Here is a 22679-nt window from a genome sequence, read left to right as displayed (position 1 = left end):
TTGCATCCAGTGCAGACGATTGATCACCGCCCGGTGCTCGATCATCGTTCCCTTCGGCTTTCCGGTGGAACCGGAGGTGTAGATCATATAAGCCAGCTTGTCCGGTGCGGTGCTTCGAGACAGATTTGATTCGTCCAGCTCACGCCACGGTGCATCGTCATCCAGATCGATGATCATTCGTTCGGAAGCATCGATCTGCGAAGGGATGTCGGTCTGGCAACCGCGAAGCACCAGACTTGCTCCGCTGTCCTCCAGCATGTAGGCGATCCGATCTTCCGGAAAGTCCGGTGAAATCGGGACATAGGCGCCTCCGGCTTTGAGAACGGCGAAAATGCCGATCATCATATCCAGTTTGCGTGGACTTAGAATGGCGACCCAGCTGTCTGGCTCCACGCCGTGTTGCTGCAAGTAACGGGCCAGTCGGTTCGAACGGGCATTCAGCTCTGCATACGTCAGGCTCTCATGACCAAAGCTGATCGCCTGGCGCTGCGGGTGACGGGCGACCTGTTCCTCGAACCGCTCGTGCAGCAGATGTTGATCCGGGAACGGCGCTTCCGTCCGGTTCCAGCTCTCCATCATGTGCTGCTGTTCTTCAGGTCTCAGCAATTGCAGGTCGGTTACCTTTTGTTCCGGTGAAGCCGCCGCGATTTGTTCCAAGAGCCAGCAGTAGGCATCCGCCATCCGCTGAATCGTGCTTTCGTGGAACAGCTGCGTATTATACTCCCAGATGCCATCCAGCGTCCCCTTCTGTCCCGGGAACAAATCCAGTTTCAAATCAAGCTTGGCAGCTCGATTATGTACATATTGATGAGTAAACTGTCTGCCTTTTGCCTCGAACTGATGCACCTGCTCCATCTGATTATGGTAAATCAGCATCGTGTCGAACAAAGGATTGCGGGAACGGTCTGCCCGATAGGCGATATCATCCAGCATTTGCTCAAGTGGATAGGATTGGTGATCCATGATCGCAATCAGTTGCTCTTGCAGCTGTCTGGTCCATTCCACTAGCGTGAAATCATCCGATACATCGGCTTTTAAAGGCAGAAATGCATTGAACATGCCCAGCATCGTTTCCGTATCCAGCGAAGTTCTGCCGGATGTGAGCAAGCCGGTGACGAACTGTTTTTGTCCACTAAAGCGAGACAACAGCATCACAAATGCGGCATAGTACAAGCTGCTTTCATTGCATGCCAGTTTTTTGGCTGCCTGTTGCAGCTTCTGTTTCAATTCATCTGACACAGGCTGGGTCCATGTTGCCCCCTTGTAGGTTCGCTGCTCTGGACGTGTCTTGTCATATGGCAGCTGAAGCAGTGGCAGTTCTCCCTGCAGCTCCTGCTTCCAGAAGTTGCGCGATGCATCCTGTTCCTCGGATTGCGCGGATCGGGTTTGTTCCAGCCATTTAGCATAGTCACCAAAGTGAATCTCGGACGTTTCCACCTGCTCATCATTCAAACATTTCTGAAAATCCTGAATAAGCAGATTCATGGATATGCCATCCAGCATGAGATGATGCGCATCCAGTAGCAGAGTGTGTTGATCGTTCGAGTGCGAGAGCAATCGTGCGCGGAACAACGGTGCATTCGCCAGGTCAAACGGCCTCAGAAAGGATTGCCACTGCTCATCCAGAGATGCTAACGTTTGCGCACAGTTTTCAAACTCGACCTGCAACTGTGCATCATCATTTCGAACTTGATACGGCTGACCGTCCCTCACCCTTACCTGCATGCGCAAAATCGGATGAATCTGTGTCAGCGTATGGAACACCTTGCGCAATTCTTCTGCATCCATCTTTCCGGAAATGTTCAGCTGCATCGGAATATGGTATGCGTAATGGATATCCTCCATCTGCTCCAGCCAATACACTCTCGTCTGCGCAGGCGACAGGGGATAATCCGTTCCCTCGTAGTGAGACACACTGCTTGTCTCATCCATTCGTTCCGCCTGATCGATAAATGCTGCAAGTTGATGCAAAGTACCGGTCTGGAAAAAGTCCCGTAATTGCAATTCAATCCGAAATTGCTCACGGATGCGGCCGATAAGCGATGCCGCCTTTAGCGAGTGAATACCCAATTCGTAAAACGGCTGATGAACCGACGTCGGTGGTGCTTCCCCTGTCAGATCAGACCACAGTTCCAGGAGCTGCAATTCGGTGGAGGTTCTCGTCCGTTCCTCTTCCAGGTCTGCTTGCTGTTCCTGTTGTGCTGACGTCAAGCGGTCAAGCTCCTCCAGGACGGACTCATATTCGCCTGCCCGGTACGCCTCTGCACATTGATAGCGCTGAATTTTCCCACTGGTCGTCTTCGGAATGCTTTTAACCGGAATAACCTTGGACAGCTCAATGCCAGTCTGACTCCAGATCGCTTGCTTCAGCTTTTGCATGACAGGTACAAATCGCTGCAGATCACCACGATGAATCACGAAGGCAACCACTTCATCTGATCCACGTTCTGCCTGATAGAGACCACAGATCGCGATGCGGCCCAGATCCACTTCATCGAGCTGTTCAGCGAGCTGCTCCAGATCATGCGGGTACACATTTTGACCATTGATGAAAATGATGTCCTTGAAGCGTCCTGTGATCACGAGCCTTCCCTGATGGATAAAGCCGAGATCTCCGGTACGCAGCCAGCCCTGATCGGTAAAGGTACGTGCGTTGATGTCGTCTGCACGATAATAGCCGGTCGTCACATTGTCCCCGCGGATGAGTATGTGGCCAATGTGTCCTTCTTCAAGCGGCTGATCGGAATCGTCACAAATTTGAATCTCGCAATCTTGCACTGCCGTTCCAACATCCACGAATGTGACGGACTGTTTTTCTGATTCTGCTGTGGTTGTTTCCGGACCTTGATCACCTGCATCTATGTACGTCACTTTGGAACCTATCGCGAGTTTGCTTCGGTGAACTTGGACCTTCTGCAACGTTTCTTCTACCGGTGGGAATGTGACGGCCAAACTGGCTTCAGCCATGCCATACACCGGGAACATCACTTCCGGTTTTAACCCAAAAGGAGCCATCTCCTCCAAAAATGCTTCACACAAATCGGCTGAGATTGGTTCTGCGCCGTTGAATATGAGGCGAACCTGGCTGAGATCCCACTTTTCTTTGCGGCGTCTCTGAAAATAACTCAGCAAGTGCTTGTAACCAAAGTTGGGTGATGCCAGTACCGAAACCTGATGCTCGGACGCCTTATTCAACCAGATGGCAGGCCGTTGAATAAACAAGGCTGGCGGCATCATGATCTGATTCATATTTGCCAGTACCGGCGTCAGGTGAAAGCCGATCAGACCCATATCATGCGTCAGCGGCATCCAGCTCAGTGACGTATCCTGCTCCGTCGCCTTCGAACCGGATACGATTGCACTCATATTGGAAATCAAATTGCCATGTGTAAGCACAACCCCTTTGGGTGCGCCTGTGGAGCCGGATGAAAACTGGATAAAGGCGATGTCGGTTTTCTGCGCTTGTGGCAACGCCAGGTTTTCTAAAGACTCCTCTATGGCTCCAAGCTGTTCAAACGGTTGAACCAGTGCTGCGGAATGAAGAGTTCGTTCCTGCAAATGGCTGCCCCACTGCTGAAACTCGGCATGATTGTCGCAAAATTCCGATAATTGCGCGTATTCGTCCTCCGGCATAATCAGCACGGGATCGATCAAACGTTCCCAAATGGCTTTCAGTTTATGTCGGACATCCTCGGTCGTTCCTATACTTACCGGAACAGGGATAACCTTGCCTAACACACAAGCCCAAAACATGACAATAAATTCATACGGATCATCAAGTTGAAAGACAGCCTCCTGTCCTTCCCTAATCCCGGCCTTTCTCAATCGATGCAAGCTTTCGAGCGCAAGCTTGTACACATCCCGGTACGAAACGAAATACTCTTCTTTCGCGCTCCGTACAAAGGTAATCCCCTGATTTCCCTCCTTTACCTGTGTAATCAGTTCCTGCAAAGTAGAGCACGAATACATGACAGACCCTCCTCACAAGTGGTCAATTATTTTTTTGAATGTCAAAAGGTCTAGCTCAAACCTGTTGCTTGCACTGCAAACGGTTGCGCTAAACCCTATACACGAAAATCACCACCTAAACATGGTATCAATATCATTCATTATTCTACAAATGATGTCTATTTCCTTTTTTCGTGTATGAATTTCTTCAAATTTATTTATTTTTCATACAGAAAGCTGTATTTGTCGATTAATTTCAATTGTCATTCACTTTCTGATACACGTTCAAATCCTAAATCTGTTTCTGCATCCACCATTGATACGCATCCGGAAATCGTTTCTTCCATGCCGATTCAATATGGGCACCTTCCGGATCAATAATAAATTTCAATTGCTCTTCGCCATATCCTGTAGAAAGCAGCTGTCGATAAAGGGCTTTGACTGGTTCCACAATCTCTGCTTCCATCATTCCTGCGTCCACGTAAATCTGCACATCTTCAAGTTTCCCGACCTGCTCGACATACTCCATCATGCGATTGTCATCGAACCACATCACAAATGAAAATGCACCGACATGACCAAATACATCGGGATACGTTAAAGCGGCATAGAGAGAAATATAAGCGCCTAGCGAGCTTCCCGCTATCGAGGTGTGTGCCGGGTCAGTAAGTGTCCGGAATTGCTCATCCACATAGGGCTTCAGCGTTTCCACGATAAAATCGACATAGGCATCTCCTTTACCTCCAAAGCCGTAGCTGCTTACCCAGGGTACCAGCTCGTTGTTCCGGTCATCCCCACCATTTTCAATGCCGATGACAATGGACTCCCATTTCTCATCTTCCAGGCTCAGTTTCTGGATTGCCTCATCCACACTCCATTCGCCTGAAAAGGAAATCAGAGAATCAAACAGGTTCTGGGCATCGTGCATATATAGCACAGGATAGCGCTTGTTCTGATCCATTTCATAGGATGGCGGAAGATAGATCCAGATTCGTCTTGTTGTATCCAGTTGAGGCACTTCAAATTGCGGAATGACATATACGTCGCCTGTCAGGGTATGCCCCTGTTGATTCGCGTACAATTCACCGGTATGGATCGGAGAAGTCACATCGTAAACAGGTGGTTCGTTCTCGTTCGGTGTGGCCTGTGTATGCGGAGGCTCTGTCTTGCTGGTCTGGACAGGCTGTGCTTCCCCTTCATTCCCGTTTCCGGAAGCACAAGAAGTTAATATAACCATAAACAATATCAAGGGCAATCTTTTGAATTGATCCATCCGATCCCTCCACTGCGTCATATTCACATTCCTGACTGACCTGACAAGTTAAGCGCTTTCTATTCTCTGTATCGACAACGTCTCAACACTCCCATTAAGCACGTCGTCGCTGAATGAAGCTTCTCAGCACCATGGCAAACACACCGACGGCGATTAGGATACCTGCCATTCGAGTCGCCTCACTGCCTATATCCTTCATCATGTGTTCCAATCCTTGCCTGTAAGCAGGTTCGTATTCCTGCATCTCTTGCCCCAGATTCACCTCCTCCCAAATGAAGCGGAACAGATGGTTGGCTCTGCCGATCAGCAGCAGCATGATCCCGCTAATCCATAGGCTGACAGCCAGCCACAGTAGTCCGGCTTTTCGATCCCACGCCATGAGGAATCCGATTCCCATTATGACGATGACCGCGACAATTCCTATTGGCAGCAGCATACTGTAGATATCATATGCGCTTCTCATTCTTTTTAACTCTTCCTCTTCAAGAAAGAAGCCACTTAACTGGATCTGATCCGGGATTTGACGTTCCATCACGGCCAGCAATGAAGGTCCGGCTGACGGTATACCTGCCTGATCCGCCCAAGTCTTCCACTTCTCCTGCCAAGCTCCAATAAACGCTTCCTTCCTGTCTTGCATGTCTATAGCCAGCATGAGATCTTGCTCTCCACGCAAATAAGACCATAGATCTTCATGGATAGAAGCAAACTGTGTCTCTACCCATGCTTCGGTAACCAGATCATCCACGATCTGACGAAAAACCAGACGCAAGGATTGCTCCAGTGCAGAATCTGCCTGCGGAAAGGTCTGAGTCACAACCTCATGAACCAGATCATCCTGCAAAGTGGCGTAAAAGCCGCTTTCTGAGAGATAAGTCCGTTGTTTATCCTCATCCATTCCGGTGCAATCGATTGCATAAATCAAGGCAACAAGCGTGACAATCGGGATGAAAATGAAGCTCCAACCTATCAGCAAGCTGTATCTCAACCATTTCACTGCTGTCACCTCATTTTGGTTCCTTCGTTTTTCATCTTATCATGAAATCGAAAAAAAACAAATTCGACTTCTGGAAATATTTCGACGGTGTTCGAGTTTTTTCGGCCTGTATCTACCTATTCCTCCTCCATTTAATCCTGTCTATGACGAAAGTCTCATCCTGCTCTGCCAAGCCTGAATGAGCTTATGTGTTCGCGCCGGGACAACGGCTGCAAGCTCCTGGAGATGGTGATACGCATATGCTGTAATCTCTTCACGGTCGGGCTGCAATTCGCCTTCCAGTCCACACGTCTCGTACAGAATGGTCACCATGCACACCTGGTCCTCATTAGGCAAAGCAAACATAAAATCCGGTCCCGACAGCACCGTCACCAGTTGAAGACCGGAGGCGTGCACAGACAATTCCTCATAGAGTTCTCTCTGTGCCGTCTGTTCCGGCGTCTCACCAAGCTCCATCAGTCCACCTGGCAGCCCCCAATCTCCGTTATTCTTCCTCACGAGCAAGAGGGTATCGGGCTCGCCCAGATGAATGACCGCTACACCGACCAGCAGCAAGGGATCATGACCGATTTTCCTGCGAATGTTCGTCACATAATCCATTTCAGATTATCCAACCATTCTGCCGAGAGGCCCGTCTTCCTTGACAATTGACTGAATATCATAGACGGAAATCGGAAAATAAGGAAAACCATGCTGGACAGGTGTCAAATCATTCAATTGCGCGTATAAAACCAAACATTTGTCCGCTATGTAGAATGCATGCTCCTGTTCGATTTGCTCAAAAGACTTGATCGTGGAAATGCTTCGTTGTTCAATTTGCTTTCGGATGATCTCGGACAATGGTTTCACATAATCGATTTCCGACTTGAACAAATCCGGCAATCCGATGAGCGTGCCAGTCGAAGTATCAAAGGTAAGAGATTGTAAAATCGTCATCCCCTGTGAACGCTCTCCATGGGTATAGAGGATCAGATTCAGGCAAACTACGCCACGGTGGTTTGTCTTCACTTCATAAAAACCTGTAATCTGGATGGACTCATTTTCATAGAAGGAACGTTCCCGAATCAGTCGATTCATCGTATTGATAATGGTGTTGTTCATATTTTGCTGAATCGAAATATTGCGCATGCCCTGAATAATCGGATAGTACATATTCAGTCGTTCCCGGTTTAGACGACCTGTTGTAATCTGAATCGGCAATTGAATCACTGGAACCTTCCCCTTCTTTCCGCTGGTCTCTGCCTGTCTCACGTGCATGTACTGTTCTCATACGGTTTCAATCCTGTTTATGAATCGTTTCTGGTACGCATCCATGTAGCATCTGTTTATTTCATCCATTCGTCAGCATTCGACCGCAACAGACTGAAATTAATGGACATTGTATCACAGCGTCCGTTTTTTGTCTTTAATTCATATGCAGTATGTTCGCTTGTCTGATTTTATGGTTCACGCATTCGCGATTAGTCCAGACGATGCAAGACTGAGGCTGGCTTGGCCTGATAGCATTCATAAGGAACCGAACGACCTTGAAAAGAATCCAGAAGCCTAGTAAGGAAATGAGGTCGTGTGATCCACTGCGCAGCATTTTGAGGGGACACGGGAATAAATCGGGCTTCCATAATTTCTCCCGGTTTCCCGCGAAGCTCCCCGCTCACATATCGGGCTGCAAGGTTAACGATCATTCCTTTGTTGTAATTCTGATACGTCCCGATTACACCAAACACTTCAATCTCGATACCAGCCTCTTCTCGCACTTCCCGTTTCACGGCTTGCTCCAGGGTTTCATTCGCTTCTACCCTTCCACCCGGAAGCTCCCATGTATCCGAACGCTGTGCGCTCTTCACCAGCAGCACTTCATCCTTTTCGTTTGTGACAAAGGCCGTCACGGCTGCATAGTGGGGCTGAGACTCTTCATGATGGTACTGGATGCGAAGCATGTCCGATTTTTCAATAAAAGAAGCGCCTTGTATGAAGGATTGCGCCTGTTTTTCCAGATCATCGATCCGATCTGCCTCCATTTCCCACACAACAAAAAAATGACGGGCCTCTGCACTCCATCCGCTGCTCTTGAAGACCGCCTCCATGCTTTTCATGCCATACAGATACTCTTCCTCGATCCACTGTTTGAATGCCTGATGGCCGTCTTCCGTCCATTTGAGCTCATGTTTGAATGAAATCACGCTGTTCACCTCTCTCTTACTCCTGGATGCTGTGTTCCCGATTCCATTCGCATCTGAATTGCTCTCTGCCTGTTTGCTCATCCAGATAGCTGTGGACACCGAACCCGATTCTCCGGAAAAATTCAAGCATTTCCTCTTCAATCTGAGCCGTTATCTGCTGCAACTCTCTTTTTTCTGCCAGCATGTACACGAGTCCCTGACCCAGTCCCTTCAGGCGATATTCAGGCTTGACCACCAAATGCAACAATTCCGTCCGGTGTGAATCGACATAGCGAACGCCGATCAGTCCCCTTAATTCGCCTTCTTCCCTGAACCCCATCAACTCGTAATCTGGGCGACTTGCATATTGGACAAGCTGCTCGGGTATTTTATGCGGTTCCAGCAACATGATTTCCTCAAACAGGTCATGAACAGCCGGGTCCTCTGTCTGATGCGCCAGAGGAATGAGCTCTCCGCTTTGTTCCGATTGGTTTGATTGTGATTGGTTTGATTGTGATTGGTTTGATTGTGATTGGTTTGATTCTAATTCCATGGTCATTTCCGGTCCGTCCTCCTGTATCGTATCGCTTTATTTCCATATTGATTTCTCTTATGACGATAAAGGGCAAGTCTCTTTATCATAGGGGATTGATCTCAAATATCTCAGATGAAGATGGCTGGTCAACCAGACTTTGCTGCATCCTCTATAAGCTGAATCAGATCCTGCAGTTCACTTTGTCTGGCTTGCTCCATCTTTTCCAGATAGTGATGCCGGTCTTCATATGTCTTCATCACCGTTTGTACAAATTGTTCCCCTATCAACGTATCTTCGTCCAGCACCTTGGCGTATCCCAGCTTCTCAAACGATTGGGCATTGAGAATCTGATCTCCTCGGCTCACTTGTCTGGACAACGGAATCAGCACCATCGGCTTGCGCAAGGACAGGAATTCAAAAATGGAATTCGAACCCGCTCTGGAAACGACGATATCTGTCGCGGCCAACAAATCAGCCAGTTCCTGATTGACGTACTCAAACTGACAGTAGCCATGCTGGTTCAGTTGCGGCTCCACTTGCCCTTTTCCGCAAATGTGAATGATCTGAAAAGATTCCGTAAGTGTGGCCAGCTCATCGCGGACCATCTGATTGATTTTTTTGGAACCTTGACTGCCACCCATAATGAGCATGACAGGCTTATGTCGCGTAAATGACGTCAGGGTTAATCCCTTCAGCGCACTCCCTTTTTTGAGCTCATTTCTTACAATGCCACCGATGTAAACGGCCTTCTCTTTCTTGACATGATCCATCGTCTCCGGAAATGTGACGGCAATTTTTTCCGCAAGCGGGATCGCAATCTTATTGGCGAGTCCGGGTGTCAGATCCGATTCATGAATCACCACCGGCACTCGGTTCAGCCAGGCCGCTATAATAACAGGAACGGTTACGAAGCCGCCCTTGGAAAACAGGACATCCGGCTTGCTGCGCCTCATAATGCGAAATGCCTGAAGTACCCCCTTCATTACACGAAACGGGTCTTTGACATTTTTCCAATCCATATATCTTCTCAGTTTGCCTGTTGAAATGCCATAATAGGGGACACTCGGCACAGATTGAATCAACTGCTTCTCAATGCCGTCCACAGATCCCATATATTCCGTCTCCCAACCATCCGCCTGGAATTCGGGAATCAAGGCAAGATTAACGGTCACATGTCCGGCCGTTCCTCCGCCTGTAAACATAATTTTCTTGATTTTCTTGGACAAACAGGCTCCCTCCCACTGTCTGACTATGCGGTTCGTGCTCATTTGCAGCACTAACCTTTTCATTATAAATCAGAAGTGCCTATCTTCCAACATCCGTTCTTTTTCTCTCCGCAATCGGCCATTGATCCCCGGTCTGACATACGTCTCCCAGATCAGAATCGTGAATCCCGCTATGCCAAGCAAAATACCAATCAAATGATAGGTTATTCCGCTTGACGTTTGTAAGGCATCCCCATAGGAGATCCCTCTGTCCGTTTGAAGTTGAACAGCTCCCAAATGAGATCCGACGATCATCAGAATGCCACTTATAAGCATCACTGATGCAGTCATCATTTTTTTCATCTGCATGCTCCTTCTTCATTATTTTCACGGTTTTTGAAGCCAAAAGCCGCCCCGATGCTGAAGAGACGCTGGCTTTCTTAACTCTTTTAATTGCAGCACATCGATATAAAAGGCTCTGGCTTCTTCTTCCATCCCTGCCGGAATCGTAATCTGGGCATGATGAATGCTTCATTCGATTGCATCCTCGGATTCAGATTACATACATTCACATACCATCAACACATTGCCATCGGGGTCCTTGAAACGAAACCAGTTCCCGTTAATCTCATCATCCATCTCCACCTGTTTGGTGGACATGTAGGCAAATGCTTCGGAAATATCGGACGCATTAAAATGAAATGGCGGAAATCGATACACATGATCATCATGAGAAATCTTGCTGTCCAGCACAATCTTTGTCCCTTCCATCGGGAGGACGTAAAGGTGACCAAACAAAATCTCCCCATCAATGGGAAGATTTAATATATCTGAATACCAGTCTCTCGCTTTCTCAATCTCTCTTACGGGAATAAATACGGCACCTATTTCATTGTGAACGGGATTCATGATCGTTTCCTCCTTGTTGTACTTCATAGGTTTGAGTTTCATTTTTCTCGTTTGATTGATCATTGGCAACACCAAACGGAACATGGACACAAGGAAAATGACGGGCGACTGACGCGATGTGGCTTACCTGATCGTCAAAAAAGATATGCGGCCTAAACTCCTTTAATACCCTGCTCTTGTCGATACCGCCCAAAAAGAAAGCTTCATCCACCCGTATATCCTGCTCCCGCAATGTGGTAATGACTCGTTCATGGGCGGGAGCGTTTCGAGCCGTTGCGATCCCGATCCTAATTTTCGGCTTGTAGTCTGTGTCCTTCTTCGCCTTCTCCAGCTCTTTTTTCTGAAGTTTGGAGATTTCCTTGAAAAACCGAAAAATCGGTCCTGCCGGCAATGGAATGGCTGCTTTCATCCGCTCATGCTGATGAAACTGATTGAGCACCTTCCCTTCCTGGAATACGCGCTCGGCAGAATCGTCTGCGATAATACCATCGAAATCAAAGGCAAGTCTCAGCTCTGCATCTTCCTCATTATCCTGGTAGTCTGAGGGATATATGCAGCCTGCGGGGAAGCCCTCCTTCACCGCTTCCTGTACATCCTGCGGATTGGCAGACAGAAAAAGCGTAGCATTGAAAGCATTCATATATTTGACCGGATTATTTCCCGTCACAAAAGCCGCACGACTGATGGGCAGCCCATAATGCTCTATCGTTTTGAAAACACGCAATCCGGTATCCGGGTCATTGCGCGACAGCAGCACCACCTCAACCAGCTGATCATCCGGCGATGTACCATTCATCCCCAGCAGCCGCTTGATTAATGGAAATGCTACACCCTGCTGCAGGACATCATTTTCATGTTCTCTCTGATACGCTCGGTACTTGTCCTCTCCTTCAACTTGGTAAACCCGATCGGATTCCGACAGGTCAAACAGCGCACTGGAAGCAACGGCGATGACAAATTTATTCTCAATTTCATAAGGCATTGGAATCCCATCCTTTCCTTGTTTTTCTGCACGATCAAGCGATGAACCATATATAAATAAGTCCGATCAACCCCGTCATGCCCAGCAGAAGCCATTTTCCAAACACAGGCATGTGCGCGAGGCGAATCGTGTCTTCACTTCCAATCTGAGGCGTGCCAGGAAGAAAATCAAGGATGATCATTTTGTTTCCATCACTCAAAATTTGCACATGTCGTGGATATTTGATTTTTCCAGGAACGAGCCAATAGACCTCTTGATGCCTGTGTAAACAGTCTATGTACATGTAATACACATGCACATACAATCGATCATTGATTTCAATAAAGGCGTTTTGCCATTTGGTAAAGGTACCTTTGTGAAGCACACCTGTTTCCAGCATGGTGATGTGCATGTTCGACCTTTTCCACCCATACACCAACAAGATTACCGCAAAGGGGAAAGGAAGGGAGGCAAAAAGCAGTATGTCAGCATGGATTCGAATACCAATGGAAATCAAAATCAGTCCGAGAACAAGAAGAATCATACCTGTAAGGATAAACTGATTTCCCAAACACAACGTAGCCCGTTGAACTCGATTCAATTGTCGCAACACACGTTCCCCCTCGGTGAAAGAGTTGCTTGCAATTCAAAAATAGAGAGTCCAGCTCTTTCAAACTTGTTGCGTCTTCGTCCTGTTCATTCTCCAGTACTGAATCAAGCTTAACACGCCAAAAGGTGCGGTTAGCAGAAGCGTAATCCCCATTCGTACGAGTTGGTCGATCAGGAATCCGCTAAAATCATAAATAATAGCCAAGGACAAAGGCTGGAGATTCTCACTTTCTTGAACCGTGGTCTGGATGTGATAGACGCCTTCATGCTGAACCTTGAAGCTGTATAGAGACTCCCCTTTATAGTCTCTTTCCGTATAGGTCATGGAGGAATCTTCTTTTAGTGGTATCGGCTGTCCATCAGAATCGCGCCAGATCCGAATCTCCAGTAATGCCGGAACATCGAGAAATTTTTGAGCATTCTCGATATAAATGAAGCCCAGATTTCTCTTTTGAACATGATACTCATAAAAAATCGCGTAATCACCTGGCTTGTGAAAATGTACTTTTTCTGTGCCCGGTGCCATGACCAGTTGTCGCTTGTCCATCACATCATGGTGAGTGAAATGGACAACAATGGTTCCCATGCCAGTTACAAATATGAGGCCTGCTACGATGAACCCAGTGTACCAGGGAAATTTGAATTTTTTCAATGTCGTGGAGTCCTTTCTTATACGATATTGCAAAGATCATTCCGATTGACATCGATCTTCGTTCTCATAGTTAAGTATGTAGTAGCCAAATCCATTAATAATCTGAGTGGAACCAAGACTGTGAATTCGTTTGTTTCTGCCATAATTCAAATGCTGATGTCCGTGAATCATATACGAAGGCTGATATTTCTCTACGAACGTTTGGAAGCATTGAAAGCCACGATGGCATGGATCTGTACCGTCTCCAATCTGATAAGCAGGGGCATGGGTAACGAGCAAATCTACACCTCGGTGATACCATAATCGTGGGGCAAGCTTTCGCAGGCGGTTTTTCATTTGTTTCTCAGTAAATTGCCAATTGCCGTTTGAATACCGCTGGCTGCCACCCACTCCAAGGATGCGTATTCCTTTGAAGTTTGTCATCTTTCCTTCTATACTTTCACAACCTTCTGGTGGGGTTCGTTCATAATCATCATGGTTACCATGGACATACATCAGCGGGGCATTGATCATAGTCACTAAATAAGATAAATAGGCAGCTTTCAAGTCTCCGCAGGATATGATCAGCTCTATCTCTTTGAATCGGTCACGTTCAAAATGATCCCAAATATAAGTAGATTCTTCATCCGCAACCACTAAAATCTTCAAGTTTCATCACTCCTTACAACGTCTCCTCGATCCGGTTCATCCATTCGCTTTCTCCGTCTGTCGAACGGATGGCATGAATCAACCAGTTTTTTTGTTCCATCGACAAGGCTGACAAAGCGTGCTCGAAGTCATGATGATCCTGTTCTCTCGGTGATTTTGATTTGAAGAGAAGCTGCCATTCCGGGGTCACACTTCTCAGTTTGGTTGCAGACAGGTACGTAAATTTGTCTACGGACAGCCTAATCTCCTTATTTCGACGATAGAGCATCTGATCTCCAGTCATCTCGGTAACCAGCAATTCCAAAAATCGGCTGCCTTGTGTCAAATGCAAGCCAAATCGAGGCAAAGCCACATCCTGAACGGCCCTTACAGGTACAAGGCGATGTTCTCCAGGTATGGCTACCTCAATTCTCCAACTTTCAAAATACCGCAACACCCTGCTCAAATCTTGACGCAACACAACCACATCAACGTCCTGATGTTCCCTTGTCTTGCGATTCAGAAACAGGTCGATGGACCAGCCACCTGCCACCCACCACGGAAAATCACAATTCTTCATCCACTCTTGCAATGCGATAAGCTGGGGTTCGTCTCTTAATTGCATCATTCACCTCTATCATTGTACATACTATGTATTTCGTGATGCGGCTAAACGAATGGCCAGGAAAAGCATGAAGAGCGAAAGAGGAGTAAAGACCATTTGCTCTAATATACCACTACGCTCCTGGATTAGGAATCATTTTACAATAGTTAACTTCACAATTCACTTAAACTCGAAATTTTGTCATCCCGTTTGATAGGTATGTCTTTCCGCCATGACTGATAGACACGCATCCACATCGCTTTCAACCATTTGAAAGTCTTGCTTATGATTACGCATGATTCAGTAAAAAGTTACATAAAAAAGATGGATTCACATATGAAAGAAATTCACCAGACATTTGATGGATAGTCAAACCATCCACAAAAACAAAAAACTTTCGGACAGGTTATCCGAAAGTTTTATCCATTTCACTCGTGATCATCGTTCTAATCGCTCGATTTCCTCCAGTACCCCATCCCACAAATGAATTCTGGCTTCCAGTGAAAGCGCCGCAACGCGCATGGCCTCTTCTTCCTTTAGCCGATTGTCTCCGCACAAATCCTGGAGCAGTCGTTCTGCCAGTGGTCCATGCTCATCTCCGTCCAATTCGATGTGTCGCTGGAGATAATAGGTGAGTCGGTCATAATCCGCACCTTCTGTCCGCATTTCTTCCATCAGCGCCTGGAACATATCTGGAATCAGATCTTCTCTTCCGTAGAAGAAAGCGGAGGCGACTTCATGCGTCTGCCCGTTCATCGCCAATTGCAGGGTCTGTCCGACAAATTTGCGAACAGATGGAGGAATAAACTCGTGTTGCAAGGCAGCTTCCCATGATTGGCCTGCGCGAATCTCCTCCATAAATTGCTGGATGGGCGCGGTATCAGCACCGGTCTGTTCCATGGCTGCCAGATATAGTTCAAAATGGCTCACATACCCGCCTTGTCCATCTTCGTCTGATTCTTCCGCCAGCACAATCTCATTAATAAACCGGGTATAGGATGGCTGAGCATAGGGCATCCAAGGCACTGTAACCGAGGTAACGGATAGTTGCAGCTTTTTGAGCAAACTCATGAAATCCCATACGGCAAATACATGATGTTTCATAAAAATCCGAACTCGTTCAGGTGTATGTAATTCCGAATATATGCGATGCTGCAAAAGCATCTGACGTGCTTCTTCAAAACGTGCAGTTTGATGCGTATGCTGTTCTGTATGCATGGCCTCTGTTCTTCCCTTCTCGTTTCCGCTTGCCTGTAGTTTGTACGGATATTACCTGTCCAACGTACACAACTTCAGACATCAAATCAAGCGTAGTGGAAAGGGTGGGAACAAATGTCATACGAATGTTATAAAAAATTCACCAATTGTTTCATTTCCGTCAAATAACCGGTGGGTGCAACGCCCATCTGTTTCATTTTCATTGCATCACCACGGTAGGCGAGAAAGGGAATGCCGGCATCGATGGATGCCCGGCCATCAATCCATGCATCGCCGACTGACAGCCAATCGTCGGGCTGGGTATCTGGGTAGAGATTAAGCACGTGCAGGAATGCATCCGGTGCCGGTTTTAATGCTTGCACCGTTTCTCGACCGATGACATTATCGAAATATGTGAAGATATCGTTTCGTTCTAGTGCCTTTTTCGCCGCAACAATCGAGTTATTTGTGACTACGACCAAAGGTATTTTTCTTTGTTTGAGTGCTATCAGGATGTCCCGGATTCCGGGTTCCAGCTCTGCCTCTTTCATGCCCGCCACTTCATATTTCATTGGAATCTCCCATAGTTGCTGGAGCAACTGGTCATCCATGGCTTCCTTCTCCATGGCCATTGCGATGAGCGTAGAAGTCGTATGCATGCCCAAATCCAGACTGGCTGGCAAACGATGGTGTCGAACCAGGAAGGCATAGGTTTCCATCTTCATCGCCTCAAAGTCAATGCGGGATCGAAGCAGGGTGTTGTCCATATCAAAAATGATGCCTTTCAAAATCCTGCCTCCCTCGTCAAGTTGTGAAGTCATGGCGAAGCCGTCGTGATCAAATGAAATCAAAGAGCCTGCACCATTCCGCCATCAAATAAAAACGCTGAACCCGTCATATAACTGTTAAGCGGGGAAAGCAAAAATGCAGCAAAAGCTGCGAGTTCCTGCGGTTGACCATATCTGCCAAGCGGTATGGCTCGCTCGAACTGTGCCTGGATGACTTCAATGGATTGACTCGTTTCCGCTGCCAATGAGTGATCCAGTTCTGCAATCCGATCCGTCGCGATTCTGCCCGGGCAAAGGGTATTGACGAGTACACGTTGCTCTGCGCACTCACTCGCGATGGATTTCATGAATCCGGCTACGGCTGTTCGGAATGTATTGGATAACAGCAGACCTGGAATTGGCTGCTTGACGGAAGACGAAGCGATCGTCAATATGTTGCCTCCATTTACAGCGAGCAAAGGCAAACATCCCTTTATAAGACGTACGATACTCATCAGCTGCAATTGAAAGGCATCCGCCCAATCCTGTTCATCCAATGTCATTAAATTGCCCTTGGGAGGCCCGCCCGTATTGCAAACGAGTCCGTCCAGAGTGGGACAAGATGTATGCAGCCATGCGATTAGTTCGTCGATCGAAGTTCGACTGCTCAGATCTACCTTTCTTCCGACCGCCTCGATACCATACTGCGTTTGAAGTGAAGAGGCCAGTTCCAGCAATTGCTCTTCACTTCGACTGCACAAGATGAGATTAGCACCCTCCTTGGCCAGTTGCTCGGCAATCGCTTTCCCGATTCCTCGGCTGGAAGCCGTAACGAGTATGTTTTTCCCTTTCAATTGCATATCCATCCCGCTATCTCCTTTCTCTCCTTACCCTGATCATCTCGACATCATAACAGAATGAACATCGCCAGACTCGGCTATACATCGTCATGGTTATCCTTTGGCATATTTCAGCTGAATGCGACTGGCAGTAAAGCTGCGGTTCTCCTCTCCAATATCCATCGGTTCCAATAGCGTGATGCGTATCTCATCCCCTGCTCGCAATCTATCGACGGGAACAGGTTGGCCTGACCGATTGACAATCTCGGTTTCAGGAGAGATTGTCACCTCGCATACATGCAATACATCATCCACCTCTGTTTTCCCCCGATTCACCTCAACCGAGCAATCCACTTCCATCCCGTTGTCAGAGATGAAGACGATAGACGTCTCAAACTGTTCAACTTCATCACAGCTAGTACACAAAAGCAGAACGCCAAGCAACACAATGACTTTACAGCGTATACGCATAATGGAAAAATTGCTGGTCTTTTTGAAAGCCAGTCCGTTCATATAGACGCTGTGCGGTCTCATTGTTGATTGCGGTAGACAATGACACACGAACCGCTCTCGTTTCATGCGCAAATTGCTTGACGTGTTCAATCAGTTGGGCCGCAACTCCACATCCGCGATGATCGGGATCCACATACAGATCATTTAACACCCAAGTTTTTCGCATGGAAACCGAAGAAAAGGAAGGATAAAGCTGTGTAAAGCCTGCTGCCTGATTCGTTATTGTCAGATTACTACAGTCTTTCTGTTCGTTGGGCTCAGGATGAATGAGATCTTTATCAGCAAGCCCTATGTAAGTGCATAACAATCCGGTATTATTTTTTACGAGGTGAATTTAAAACTTGGGAATCAGCAATAAATCGGCATGAGAGGCCACCTTTTAGAAATAAAGGTGGCCTCTCATTTAACCGTGTCCTGCCCCCGCTCTCCCATCCTGTATGTCTTGATAATATTATCTATTCTATCTAAAGTGCTCCTAAAGTTAGAAAAATTAATAGAGGAATAGTTCCTTAAAATGTATTTGGAGAATATTTCTTTGCCATAGTATTTTGAGACATCATACTTATCTTTTTTCGTGAATTCTTTCCCTTCAATTTTATGCGAAAGAACACTGTCCTCAAACAAGTCTTCTATATCACATTCATTTTTATCACCGATCAGAGGTATAGTTAAGAGATACAAGTTGTCAATAATATCAACAAAGTTTTTATGTTTCAAATCTTCCCGCTTCTTTTCACTCAATTTTGTATGGTTTAGGAAGTTTCCTATCGGTTTCTTATCCCCACTATGAATTTCATTATCAAACATTAAAATTACAGGATTTATTGGTAATTTGTTGCTTGTTTTTTTGAAAAAACTCAAATAATTGTTATCCGACTTCTTCGAATCAAAGAAGGCATATATATTTTTTAATGCATTGCCGCCGTCCTGGAAAATTCCCATAAAGTATTTTAATCTCTTCGTTTTATTTAGAAAGGATATTTTGAAATCAAACTTACCATTGCTTTTTTTGGTGATTAAATTAGGATACTCTTTGTATAGTTTTTTTAAAGCAGTTTTTAAATAAGCTACATCCGTTTTACCTTCTGTTACAATCAGTGGCTTGGGGTTAGCAAAGAAGTATTTATAAAATAGGAATTTTTGATATTGACGTTCTCTCGAACATAAGCACTGGAAGTGATGTTTTTCACCATCCAATTTATTATTATACCTGGTTAATTGATTAATAAAGGAAAATCTGCCCTCTAATTGATTTAGATTGGCGGGTTTATCATTAATTTTAAACTCACCATATTTGTAAAGGTGATGAGCCATTGCTCTAGTCTCTTTATAATAAACACTATTTACATGTATCTTCTTATTCACAACAAGTCCTGTGACGATTTGTTGTGAATCCCTAAATTGTAATCTTGTCTTCTTATCATTTATCTTAAATCCAGCTCGATTGATTTCTTCTGATACCATATTATATAATTCGGATTGCGACTTTAGGAAATTTTTATCATTAGTCGAAAAGGTTAAATCATCTGCATAACGTGTGTAATCCAATTTATATTGTTTTGCGATTTTCAATATCCTGTGGTCTAATATCTCGCAAATTAAGTTCGTAATGATAGGGGAGCTTGGTGCACCTTGAGGTAACTTTCCTTCATAACAGGATATTTGTGCTATAGCTGTGGCTACTTCTATAGGAAGCGAAAAATGGTCATTTTTATGAAAATAACCCCTGACACGTCCAAAGTGGAAACTATCAAAGAAGTTATCTAAATCAATATTGAAAATGAAGCGTTTATTCCGATGGTTTTCTGCATTTGTTATTATGCCTTTGTCTATTTCAAAAGCATGTGAAATTTTGTCTCTACTTCCGCGCTTCTTCTTTTTCTTATGATTATATAGAGCTTCTGCTAGTTTTTTTTGAATGTCCTTGAGGTCTTCTGATGGAGCATTAATTTTACGGGTACCCCCGTTTTTCTTATTAATCTCGAATGAGGTATATAATTTGTTAGTGCCTTTAATATACAATATATAACTAAGTTTATTTCGGGGGATTTTCAGGAAATCTGCAAGTCCATTACGTGTTTTTATATCATGAAATTCACTCACATGGGAACTCTCCCTATCCATAAGTACGTGCGGCCACTCATTATGCGATGAAAACGCGATGATAAGAGACGACTATTGCGGCTAATAATGTGAGAGAGCAAATAGCCCCACCATTTTTGCCAACACTTGCGAAGCACAAGTGAAAAATCTAGCCGCACGTTTATACAATTATACAGTATATTTCAACAAATTAAAACAAAATGACTTTATCAATAATTGAAATAAGGATATCAAAGCAGTTCCCTTTACTTTAAATATTTCAGTGCGGCGGAGCTATTGATTTAATGATTGAGAGCCACGACATTAATGAAAGATAGCCACTCGTTAATAGCAACTTTGCTATGCAATTTAAGCATATTTTCTTTGATAGCTTCTATTATTGATTCTGTAGAATAAATTCGCCTGTCAGGTAAATCATTTATTTCAGTGTTCCATTGGTATGGGTAATACTTCGGAGAGGAGGGAATGCCACGAATGATAAAATGTATAATTTTCGACTTAGACGATACATTATGTGATTATCAACAAGCCGTTGAGAACGCGAAGAATAAAATCAGTATGGTTTTGCTAAAATCCGGCTTGTCACCAACATATTTTTGGGAAAAATACCATCAATCCGAGCCTCGTTTATTTAAACAATACACTGAAAAAATGATCAGTATCGATGAATACAGATTTAGAAGATTTGCATCTATTTTGCAAAAAAATCACCTTATATCAAACGAATTTGTTACACACTTAAACGATATATACATGGGTGAAGCGAATCACAATGTTAAATTCTTTTCAGACACTTTACCCTTTCTCGAAAAAATAAGTAATAATGGTGTTACCCCTGCAATTCTCACAAATGGTCCTTCAGACGGGCAACGAAAAAAAATTGAAACCCTAGGTTTAATGAAACACATAGATCGAATTTATATCAGCTCTGAAATTGGATATTCAAAGCCATCCAGAGAATCATTCCAATATGTATTGAATGACTTGAAGGTTTCTGCAGCTCATACAATGATGATCGGTGATTCTGTTTATTATGATGTAGTAGCTGCAACCAATGCAGGAATAGAGGGTATTTTAATTGACAGAAACAATAGATTCGAAGATTATAAAGGGGTCGAAATTAACAGCTTTCTAGATTTACTTGATGATAATGGTCGGTTGAAATGTAATTAGGTTACGAACAATATTGGCAAACTGCCAGGCGATGTACGGTAACTTCACTAACTGAGTAATATCATAGATTGTGAGGGAAAGATCTTGATACAACCTTGGAATGAGTATTCTAACAGGCTAGATCATCTAAATGAAGAGAGTTGACCCTACGATTTCTAGGTCATCTCTCTGAGGTTAGTAATTGAAGTTTGCTGGCAGTAAAGCTGCGGTTCTCCTCTCCAATATCCGTCGGTTCCAATAGCGTGATGCGTATCTCATCCCCTGCTCGCAATCTATCGACGGGAACAGGTTGGCCTGTCCGATTGACAATCTCGGTTTCAGGAGAGATTGTCACCTCGCATACATGCAATACATCATCCACCTCTGTTTTCCCCCGATTCACCTCATCCGAGCAATCCACTTCCATCCCGTTGTCAGAGATGAAGACGATAGACGTCTCAAACTGTTCAACTTCATCACAGCTAGTACACAAAAGCAGAACGCCAAGCAACACAATGACTTTACAGCGTATACGCATAATGGAAAAATTGCTGGTCTTTTTGAAAGCCAGTCCGTTCATATAGACGCTGTGCGGTCTCATTGTTGATTGCGGTAGACAATGACACACGAACCGCTCTCGTTTCATGCGCAAATTGCTTGACGTGTTCAATCAGTTGGGCCGCGACGCCACATCCGCGATGATCGGGATCCACATACAGATCATTTAACACCCAAGTTTTTCGCATGGAAACCGAAGAAAAGGAAGGATAAAGCTGTGTAAAGCCTGCTGCCTGATTCGTTTCAGCATGAACAGCCAAAAAAATGACGGATTCCTTATTTAACAATCGTTCGCTCAGAAAGGCATGTGCTCCTTTCCTATCGTCTTTCTGCTTGTAAAATTGTCGGTACGCATTAAACAACTCCGCTGCGTCGTTCAAATCTGTGGTATCCGCTTGTTTCACGAAATAATTGTGGTGATCTTTCATCTTGTTTCCTCCCATGTGTTTCATTTTTCATTTTCTGTCATTGTCTTTAAATCAGTCAACGCTCGTCAATAGTTAAAAGTTCATTTTCATCCGGATAAGGGTTTACATACAGATCAATATCAATGTCAGCTCCAATTTGCGCACAAAAATCAATGACTTTTGGTGAAAAAACCAAAGCAGGGCATTCCCCATTCTCCACAATCGGTACTTGTGTAATCCTAAATTGACAATCATATTTTTGCTTGATTTGCTTCAATATCTCCACTTTCGATAAAAGTTTTTCAATCACTTCTTCTAGCTGACAGTCCGCATCTCTCCGTTCTTCAACATCTGAGCCGTAAATCCAAGATGACCAGTCATATTGTCCTTGAATATATTTTTTATTGTCCCCGATCTGATGTCCTGCTGTATTTAGTATGCCTAGTAGGGAAGTAATTTCAGACAACTGGAATTCTCCTATAATGCAAAAATAACTTTTACATGTCGTTTCTGTTCCCATCATGCGATTCCCCTTTTATTCCTATCCATTTTTGTTTATATGTATAAATTGTAAAAAAACTAACTGCATAACCGATCAGATGAATCCTCTGAGATAAGCTGGTTGTTTATCCATATTATTATAATGATGTGTGCAGTGCAATAGATT

The 22679-nt window shown here is 45.0% G+C and carries 25 protein-coding genes; 1 reads left to right on the top strand and 24 read right to left on the bottom strand.

Annotated elements, in window-relative coordinates:
- From ACFSUC_RS16095 to ACFSUC_RS15995, 21 genes are all read right to left on the bottom strand, one after another.
- A partial coding sequence (locus ACFSUC_RS16095) for an AMP-binding protein (RefSeq protein WP_379930650.1) occupies positions 1-3969 on the bottom strand: 3969 nt, incomplete at its 3' end.
- 271 nt (positions 3970-4240) lie between these two features.
- Positions 4241-5221, bottom strand: coding sequence for an alpha/beta hydrolase (locus ACFSUC_RS16090; protein WP_379930648.1), 981 nt, complete (start codon positions 5219-5221; stop codon positions 4241-4243).
- A gap of 94 nt (positions 5222-5315) precedes the next feature.
- Complete coding sequence (locus ACFSUC_RS16085; protein ID WP_379930647.1) at positions 5316-6215, bottom strand: hypothetical protein; 900 nt, start codon at positions 6213-6215, stop codon at positions 5316-5318.
- 141 nt (positions 6216-6356) lie between these two features.
- Entirely contained in the window at positions 6357-6815 is a 459-nt protein-coding gene (locus ACFSUC_RS16080) for an NUDIX domain-containing protein (RefSeq protein ID WP_379930646.1), read from the bottom strand.
- Positions 6816-6821: 6 nt separating this feature from the next.
- Positions 6822-7472 (bottom strand): RsiV family protein, encoded by a 651-nt coding sequence (locus ACFSUC_RS16075; RefSeq protein WP_379930645.1) that lies wholly within the window; start codon positions 7470-7472, stop codon positions 6822-6824.
- Between the two features lie 203 nt (positions 7473-7675).
- Complete coding sequence (locus ACFSUC_RS16070) at positions 7676-8404, bottom strand: NUDIX hydrolase (protein ID WP_379930644.1); 729 nt, start codon at positions 8402-8404, stop codon at positions 7676-7678.
- A 7-nt stretch (positions 8405-8411) separates the two neighbouring features.
- Positions 8412-8933, bottom strand: a complete 522-nt coding sequence (locus ACFSUC_RS16065; protein ID WP_379930642.1) for a GNAT family N-acetyltransferase — start codon at positions 8931-8933, stop codon at positions 8412-8414.
- A 122-nt stretch (positions 8934-9055) separates the two neighbouring features.
- Positions 9056-10111: an undecaprenyldiphospho-muramoylpentapeptide beta-N-acetylglucosaminyltransferase gene (locus tag ACFSUC_RS16060; protein WP_379930986.1), complete on the bottom strand. Its 1056-nt coding sequence runs from the start codon at positions 10109-10111 to the stop codon at positions 9056-9058.
- 103 nt (positions 10112-10214) lie between these two features.
- Positions 10215-10649 carry a hypothetical protein gene (locus tag ACFSUC_RS16055; RefSeq protein WP_379930641.1) on the bottom strand — a complete coding sequence of 145 codons (435 nt, stop codon included), beginning with the start codon at positions 10647-10649 and terminating at the stop codon, positions 10215-10217.
- A gap of 23 nt (positions 10650-10672) precedes the next feature.
- Positions 10673-11023: a VOC family protein gene (locus ACFSUC_RS16050; protein ID WP_379930640.1), complete on the bottom strand. Its 351-nt coding sequence runs from the start codon at positions 11021-11023 to the stop codon at positions 10673-10675.
- The gene (locus ACFSUC_RS16045; RefSeq protein ID WP_379930639.1) at positions 11004-12005 is read right to left on the bottom strand and encodes a 5'-nucleotidase; all 1002 of its coding nucleotides are present in this window, start codon (positions 12003-12005) and stop codon (positions 11004-11006) included. The genes ACFSUC_RS16050 and ACFSUC_RS16045 overlap by 20 nt, the downstream gene beginning before the upstream one ends.
- A 34-nt stretch (positions 12006-12039) precedes the next feature.
- Positions 12040-12396, bottom strand: a complete 357-nt coding sequence (locus ACFSUC_RS16040; protein WP_379930638.1) for a hypothetical protein — start codon at positions 12394-12396, stop codon at positions 12040-12042.
- 258 nt (positions 12397-12654) lie between these two features.
- Positions 12655-13245: a hypothetical protein gene (locus tag ACFSUC_RS16035; protein WP_379930637.1), complete on the bottom strand. Its 591-nt coding sequence runs from the start codon at positions 13243-13245 to the stop codon at positions 12655-12657.
- Positions 13246-13281: 36 nt separating this feature from the next.
- Positions 13282-13893, bottom strand: a complete 612-nt coding sequence (locus tag ACFSUC_RS16030; protein WP_379930636.1) for a metallophosphoesterase family protein — start codon at positions 13891-13893, stop codon at positions 13282-13284.
- 13 nt (positions 13894-13906) lie between these two features.
- The gene (locus ACFSUC_RS16025) at positions 13907-14500 is read right to left on the bottom strand and encodes a nucleotidyltransferase domain-containing protein (RefSeq protein ID WP_379930635.1); all 594 of its coding nucleotides are present in this window, start codon (positions 14498-14500) and stop codon (positions 13907-13909) included.
- A 414-nt stretch (positions 14501-14914) separates the two neighbouring features.
- Positions 14915-15694: a DUF3050 domain-containing protein gene (locus ACFSUC_RS16020; protein WP_379930634.1), complete on the bottom strand. Its 780-nt coding sequence runs from the start codon at positions 15692-15694 to the stop codon at positions 14915-14917.
- Between the two features lie 128 nt (positions 15695-15822).
- Positions 15823-16461 (bottom strand): HAD family hydrolase, encoded by a 639-nt coding sequence (locus ACFSUC_RS16015; protein ID WP_379930633.1) that lies wholly within the window; start codon positions 16459-16461, stop codon positions 15823-15825.
- Positions 16462-16520: 59 nt separating this feature from the next.
- Positions 16521-17306, bottom strand: a complete 786-nt coding sequence (locus ACFSUC_RS16010; protein WP_379930632.1) for an SDR family oxidoreductase — start codon at positions 17304-17306, stop codon at positions 16521-16523.
- Positions 17307-17393: 87 nt separating this feature from the next.
- The gene (locus ACFSUC_RS16005) at positions 17394-17750 is read right to left on the bottom strand and encodes a hypothetical protein (protein ID WP_379930631.1); all 357 of its coding nucleotides are present in this window, start codon (positions 17748-17750) and stop codon (positions 17394-17396) included.
- Positions 17734-18099: a GNAT family N-acetyltransferase gene (locus ACFSUC_RS16000; protein ID WP_379930630.1), complete on the bottom strand. Its 366-nt coding sequence runs from the start codon at positions 18097-18099 to the stop codon at positions 17734-17736. The genes ACFSUC_RS16005 and ACFSUC_RS16000 overlap by 17 nt, the downstream gene beginning before the upstream one ends.
- Before the next feature lie 92 nt (positions 18100-18191).
- Positions 18192-19895: a retron Ec67 family RNA-directed DNA polymerase/endonuclease gene (locus ACFSUC_RS15995; RefSeq protein WP_379930629.1), complete on the bottom strand. Its 1704-nt coding sequence runs from the start codon at positions 19893-19895 to the stop codon at positions 18192-18194.
- Between the two features lie 474 nt (positions 19896-20369).
- Here ACFSUC_RS15995 and ACFSUC_RS15990 point away from each other — a divergent pair, with 474 nt between their 5' ends.
- Positions 20370-21068 (top strand): HAD family hydrolase, encoded by a 699-nt coding sequence (locus tag ACFSUC_RS15990; protein ID WP_379930627.1) that lies wholly within the window; start codon positions 20370-20372, stop codon positions 21066-21068.
- Positions 21069-21228: 160 nt separating this feature from the next.
- Here the strand turns inward: ACFSUC_RS15990 and ACFSUC_RS15985 are convergent, their stop codons facing one another.
- The 3 genes from ACFSUC_RS15985 to ACFSUC_RS15975 are packed head-to-tail and all read right to left on the bottom strand — an operon-like array spanning position 21229 to position 22478.
- Entirely contained in the window at positions 21229-21585 is a 357-nt protein-coding gene (locus tag ACFSUC_RS15985; protein WP_379930626.1) for a hypothetical protein, read from the bottom strand.
- On the bottom strand, positions 21569-22033 hold the full coding sequence (locus ACFSUC_RS15980) for a GNAT family N-acetyltransferase (protein ID WP_379930625.1): 465 nt from the start codon (positions 22031-22033) through the stop codon (positions 21569-21571). Before ACFSUC_RS15980 ends, ACFSUC_RS15985 begins: the two co-directional genes overlap by 17 nt.
- Before the next feature lie 55 nt (positions 22034-22088).
- A complete protein-coding gene (locus ACFSUC_RS15975) occupies positions 22089-22478 on the bottom strand; it encodes a DUF4279 domain-containing protein (RefSeq protein ID WP_379930624.1) in 390 nt (129 codons plus the stop codon).
- Positions 22479-22679: the final 201 nt, after the last annotated feature.

The sequence above is a fragment of the Marinicrinis sediminis genome (genome assembly GCF_042685085.1).
Lineage (GTDB): Bacteria > Bacillota > Bacilli > Paenibacillales > KCTC-33676 > Marinicrinis > Marinicrinis sediminis.
This window is presented reverse-complemented; position numbering and strand designations above follow the sequence as displayed.

What these genes read in the sequence shown, in the direction of transcription:
- ACFSUC_RS16090 (WP_379930648.1), bottom strand. Translation starts at nt 5,221, where the DNA reads ATGGATCAATTCAAAAGATTGCCCTTGATATTGTTTATGGTTATATTA.
- ACFSUC_RS16080 (WP_379930646.1), bottom strand. Translation starts at nt 6,815, where the DNA reads ATGGATTATGTGACGAACATTCGCAGGAAAATCGGTCATGATCCCTTG.
- ACFSUC_RS16075 (WP_379930645.1), bottom strand. Translation starts at nt 7,472, where the DNA reads ATGCACGTGAGACAGGCAGAGACCAGCGGAAAGAAGGGGAAGGTTCCA.
- ACFSUC_RS16065 (WP_379930642.1), bottom strand. Translation starts at nt 8,933, where the DNA reads ATGACCATGGAATTAGAATCAAACCAATCACAATCAAACCAATCACAA.
- ACFSUC_RS16060 (WP_379930986.1), bottom strand. Translation starts at nt 10,111, where the DNA reads ATGTTTACAGGCGGAGGAACGGCCGGACATGTGACCGTTAATCTTGCC.
- ACFSUC_RS16055 (WP_379930641.1), bottom strand. Translation starts at nt 10,649, where the DNA reads ATGAAGCATTCATCATGCCCAGATTACGATTCCGGCAGGGATGGAAGA.
- ACFSUC_RS16050 (WP_379930640.1), bottom strand. Translation starts at nt 11,023, where the DNA reads ATGAATCCCGTTCACAATGAAATAGGTGCCGTATTTATTCCCGTAAGA.
- ACFSUC_RS16045 (WP_379930639.1), bottom strand. Translation starts at nt 12,005, where the DNA reads ATGCCTTATGAAATTGAGAATAAATTTGTCATCGCCGTTGCTTCCAGT.
- ACFSUC_RS16040 (WP_379930638.1), bottom strand. Translation starts at nt 12,396, where the DNA reads ATGCACATCACCATGCTGGAAACAGGTGTGCTTCACAAAGGTACCTTT.
- ACFSUC_RS16025 (WP_379930635.1), bottom strand. Translation starts at nt 14,500, where the DNA reads ATGATGCAATTAAGAGACGAACCCCAGCTTATCGCATTGCAAGAGTGG.
- ACFSUC_RS16020 (WP_379930634.1), bottom strand. Translation starts at nt 15,694, where the DNA reads ATGCATACAGAACAGCATACGCATCAAACTGCACGTTTTGAAGAAGCA.
- ACFSUC_RS16010 (WP_379930632.1), bottom strand. Translation starts at nt 17,306, where the DNA reads ATGGATATGCAATTGAAAGGGAAAAACATACTCGTTACGGCTTCCAGC.
- ACFSUC_RS16005 (WP_379930631.1), bottom strand. Translation starts at nt 17,750, where the DNA reads ATGCGTATACGCTGTAAAGTCATTGTGTTGCTTGGCGTTCTGCTTTTG.
- ACFSUC_RS15990 (WP_379930627.1), top strand. Translation starts at nt 20,370, where the DNA reads ATGATAAAATGTATAATTTTCGACTTAGACGATACATTATGTGATTAT.
- ACFSUC_RS15985 (WP_379930626.1), bottom strand. Translation starts at nt 21,585, where the DNA reads ATGCGTATACGCTGTAAAGTCATTGTGTTGCTTGGCGTTCTGCTTTTG.
- ACFSUC_RS15980 (WP_379930625.1), bottom strand. Translation starts at nt 22,033, where the DNA reads ATGAAAGATCACCACAATTATTTCGTGAAACAAGCGGATACCACAGAT.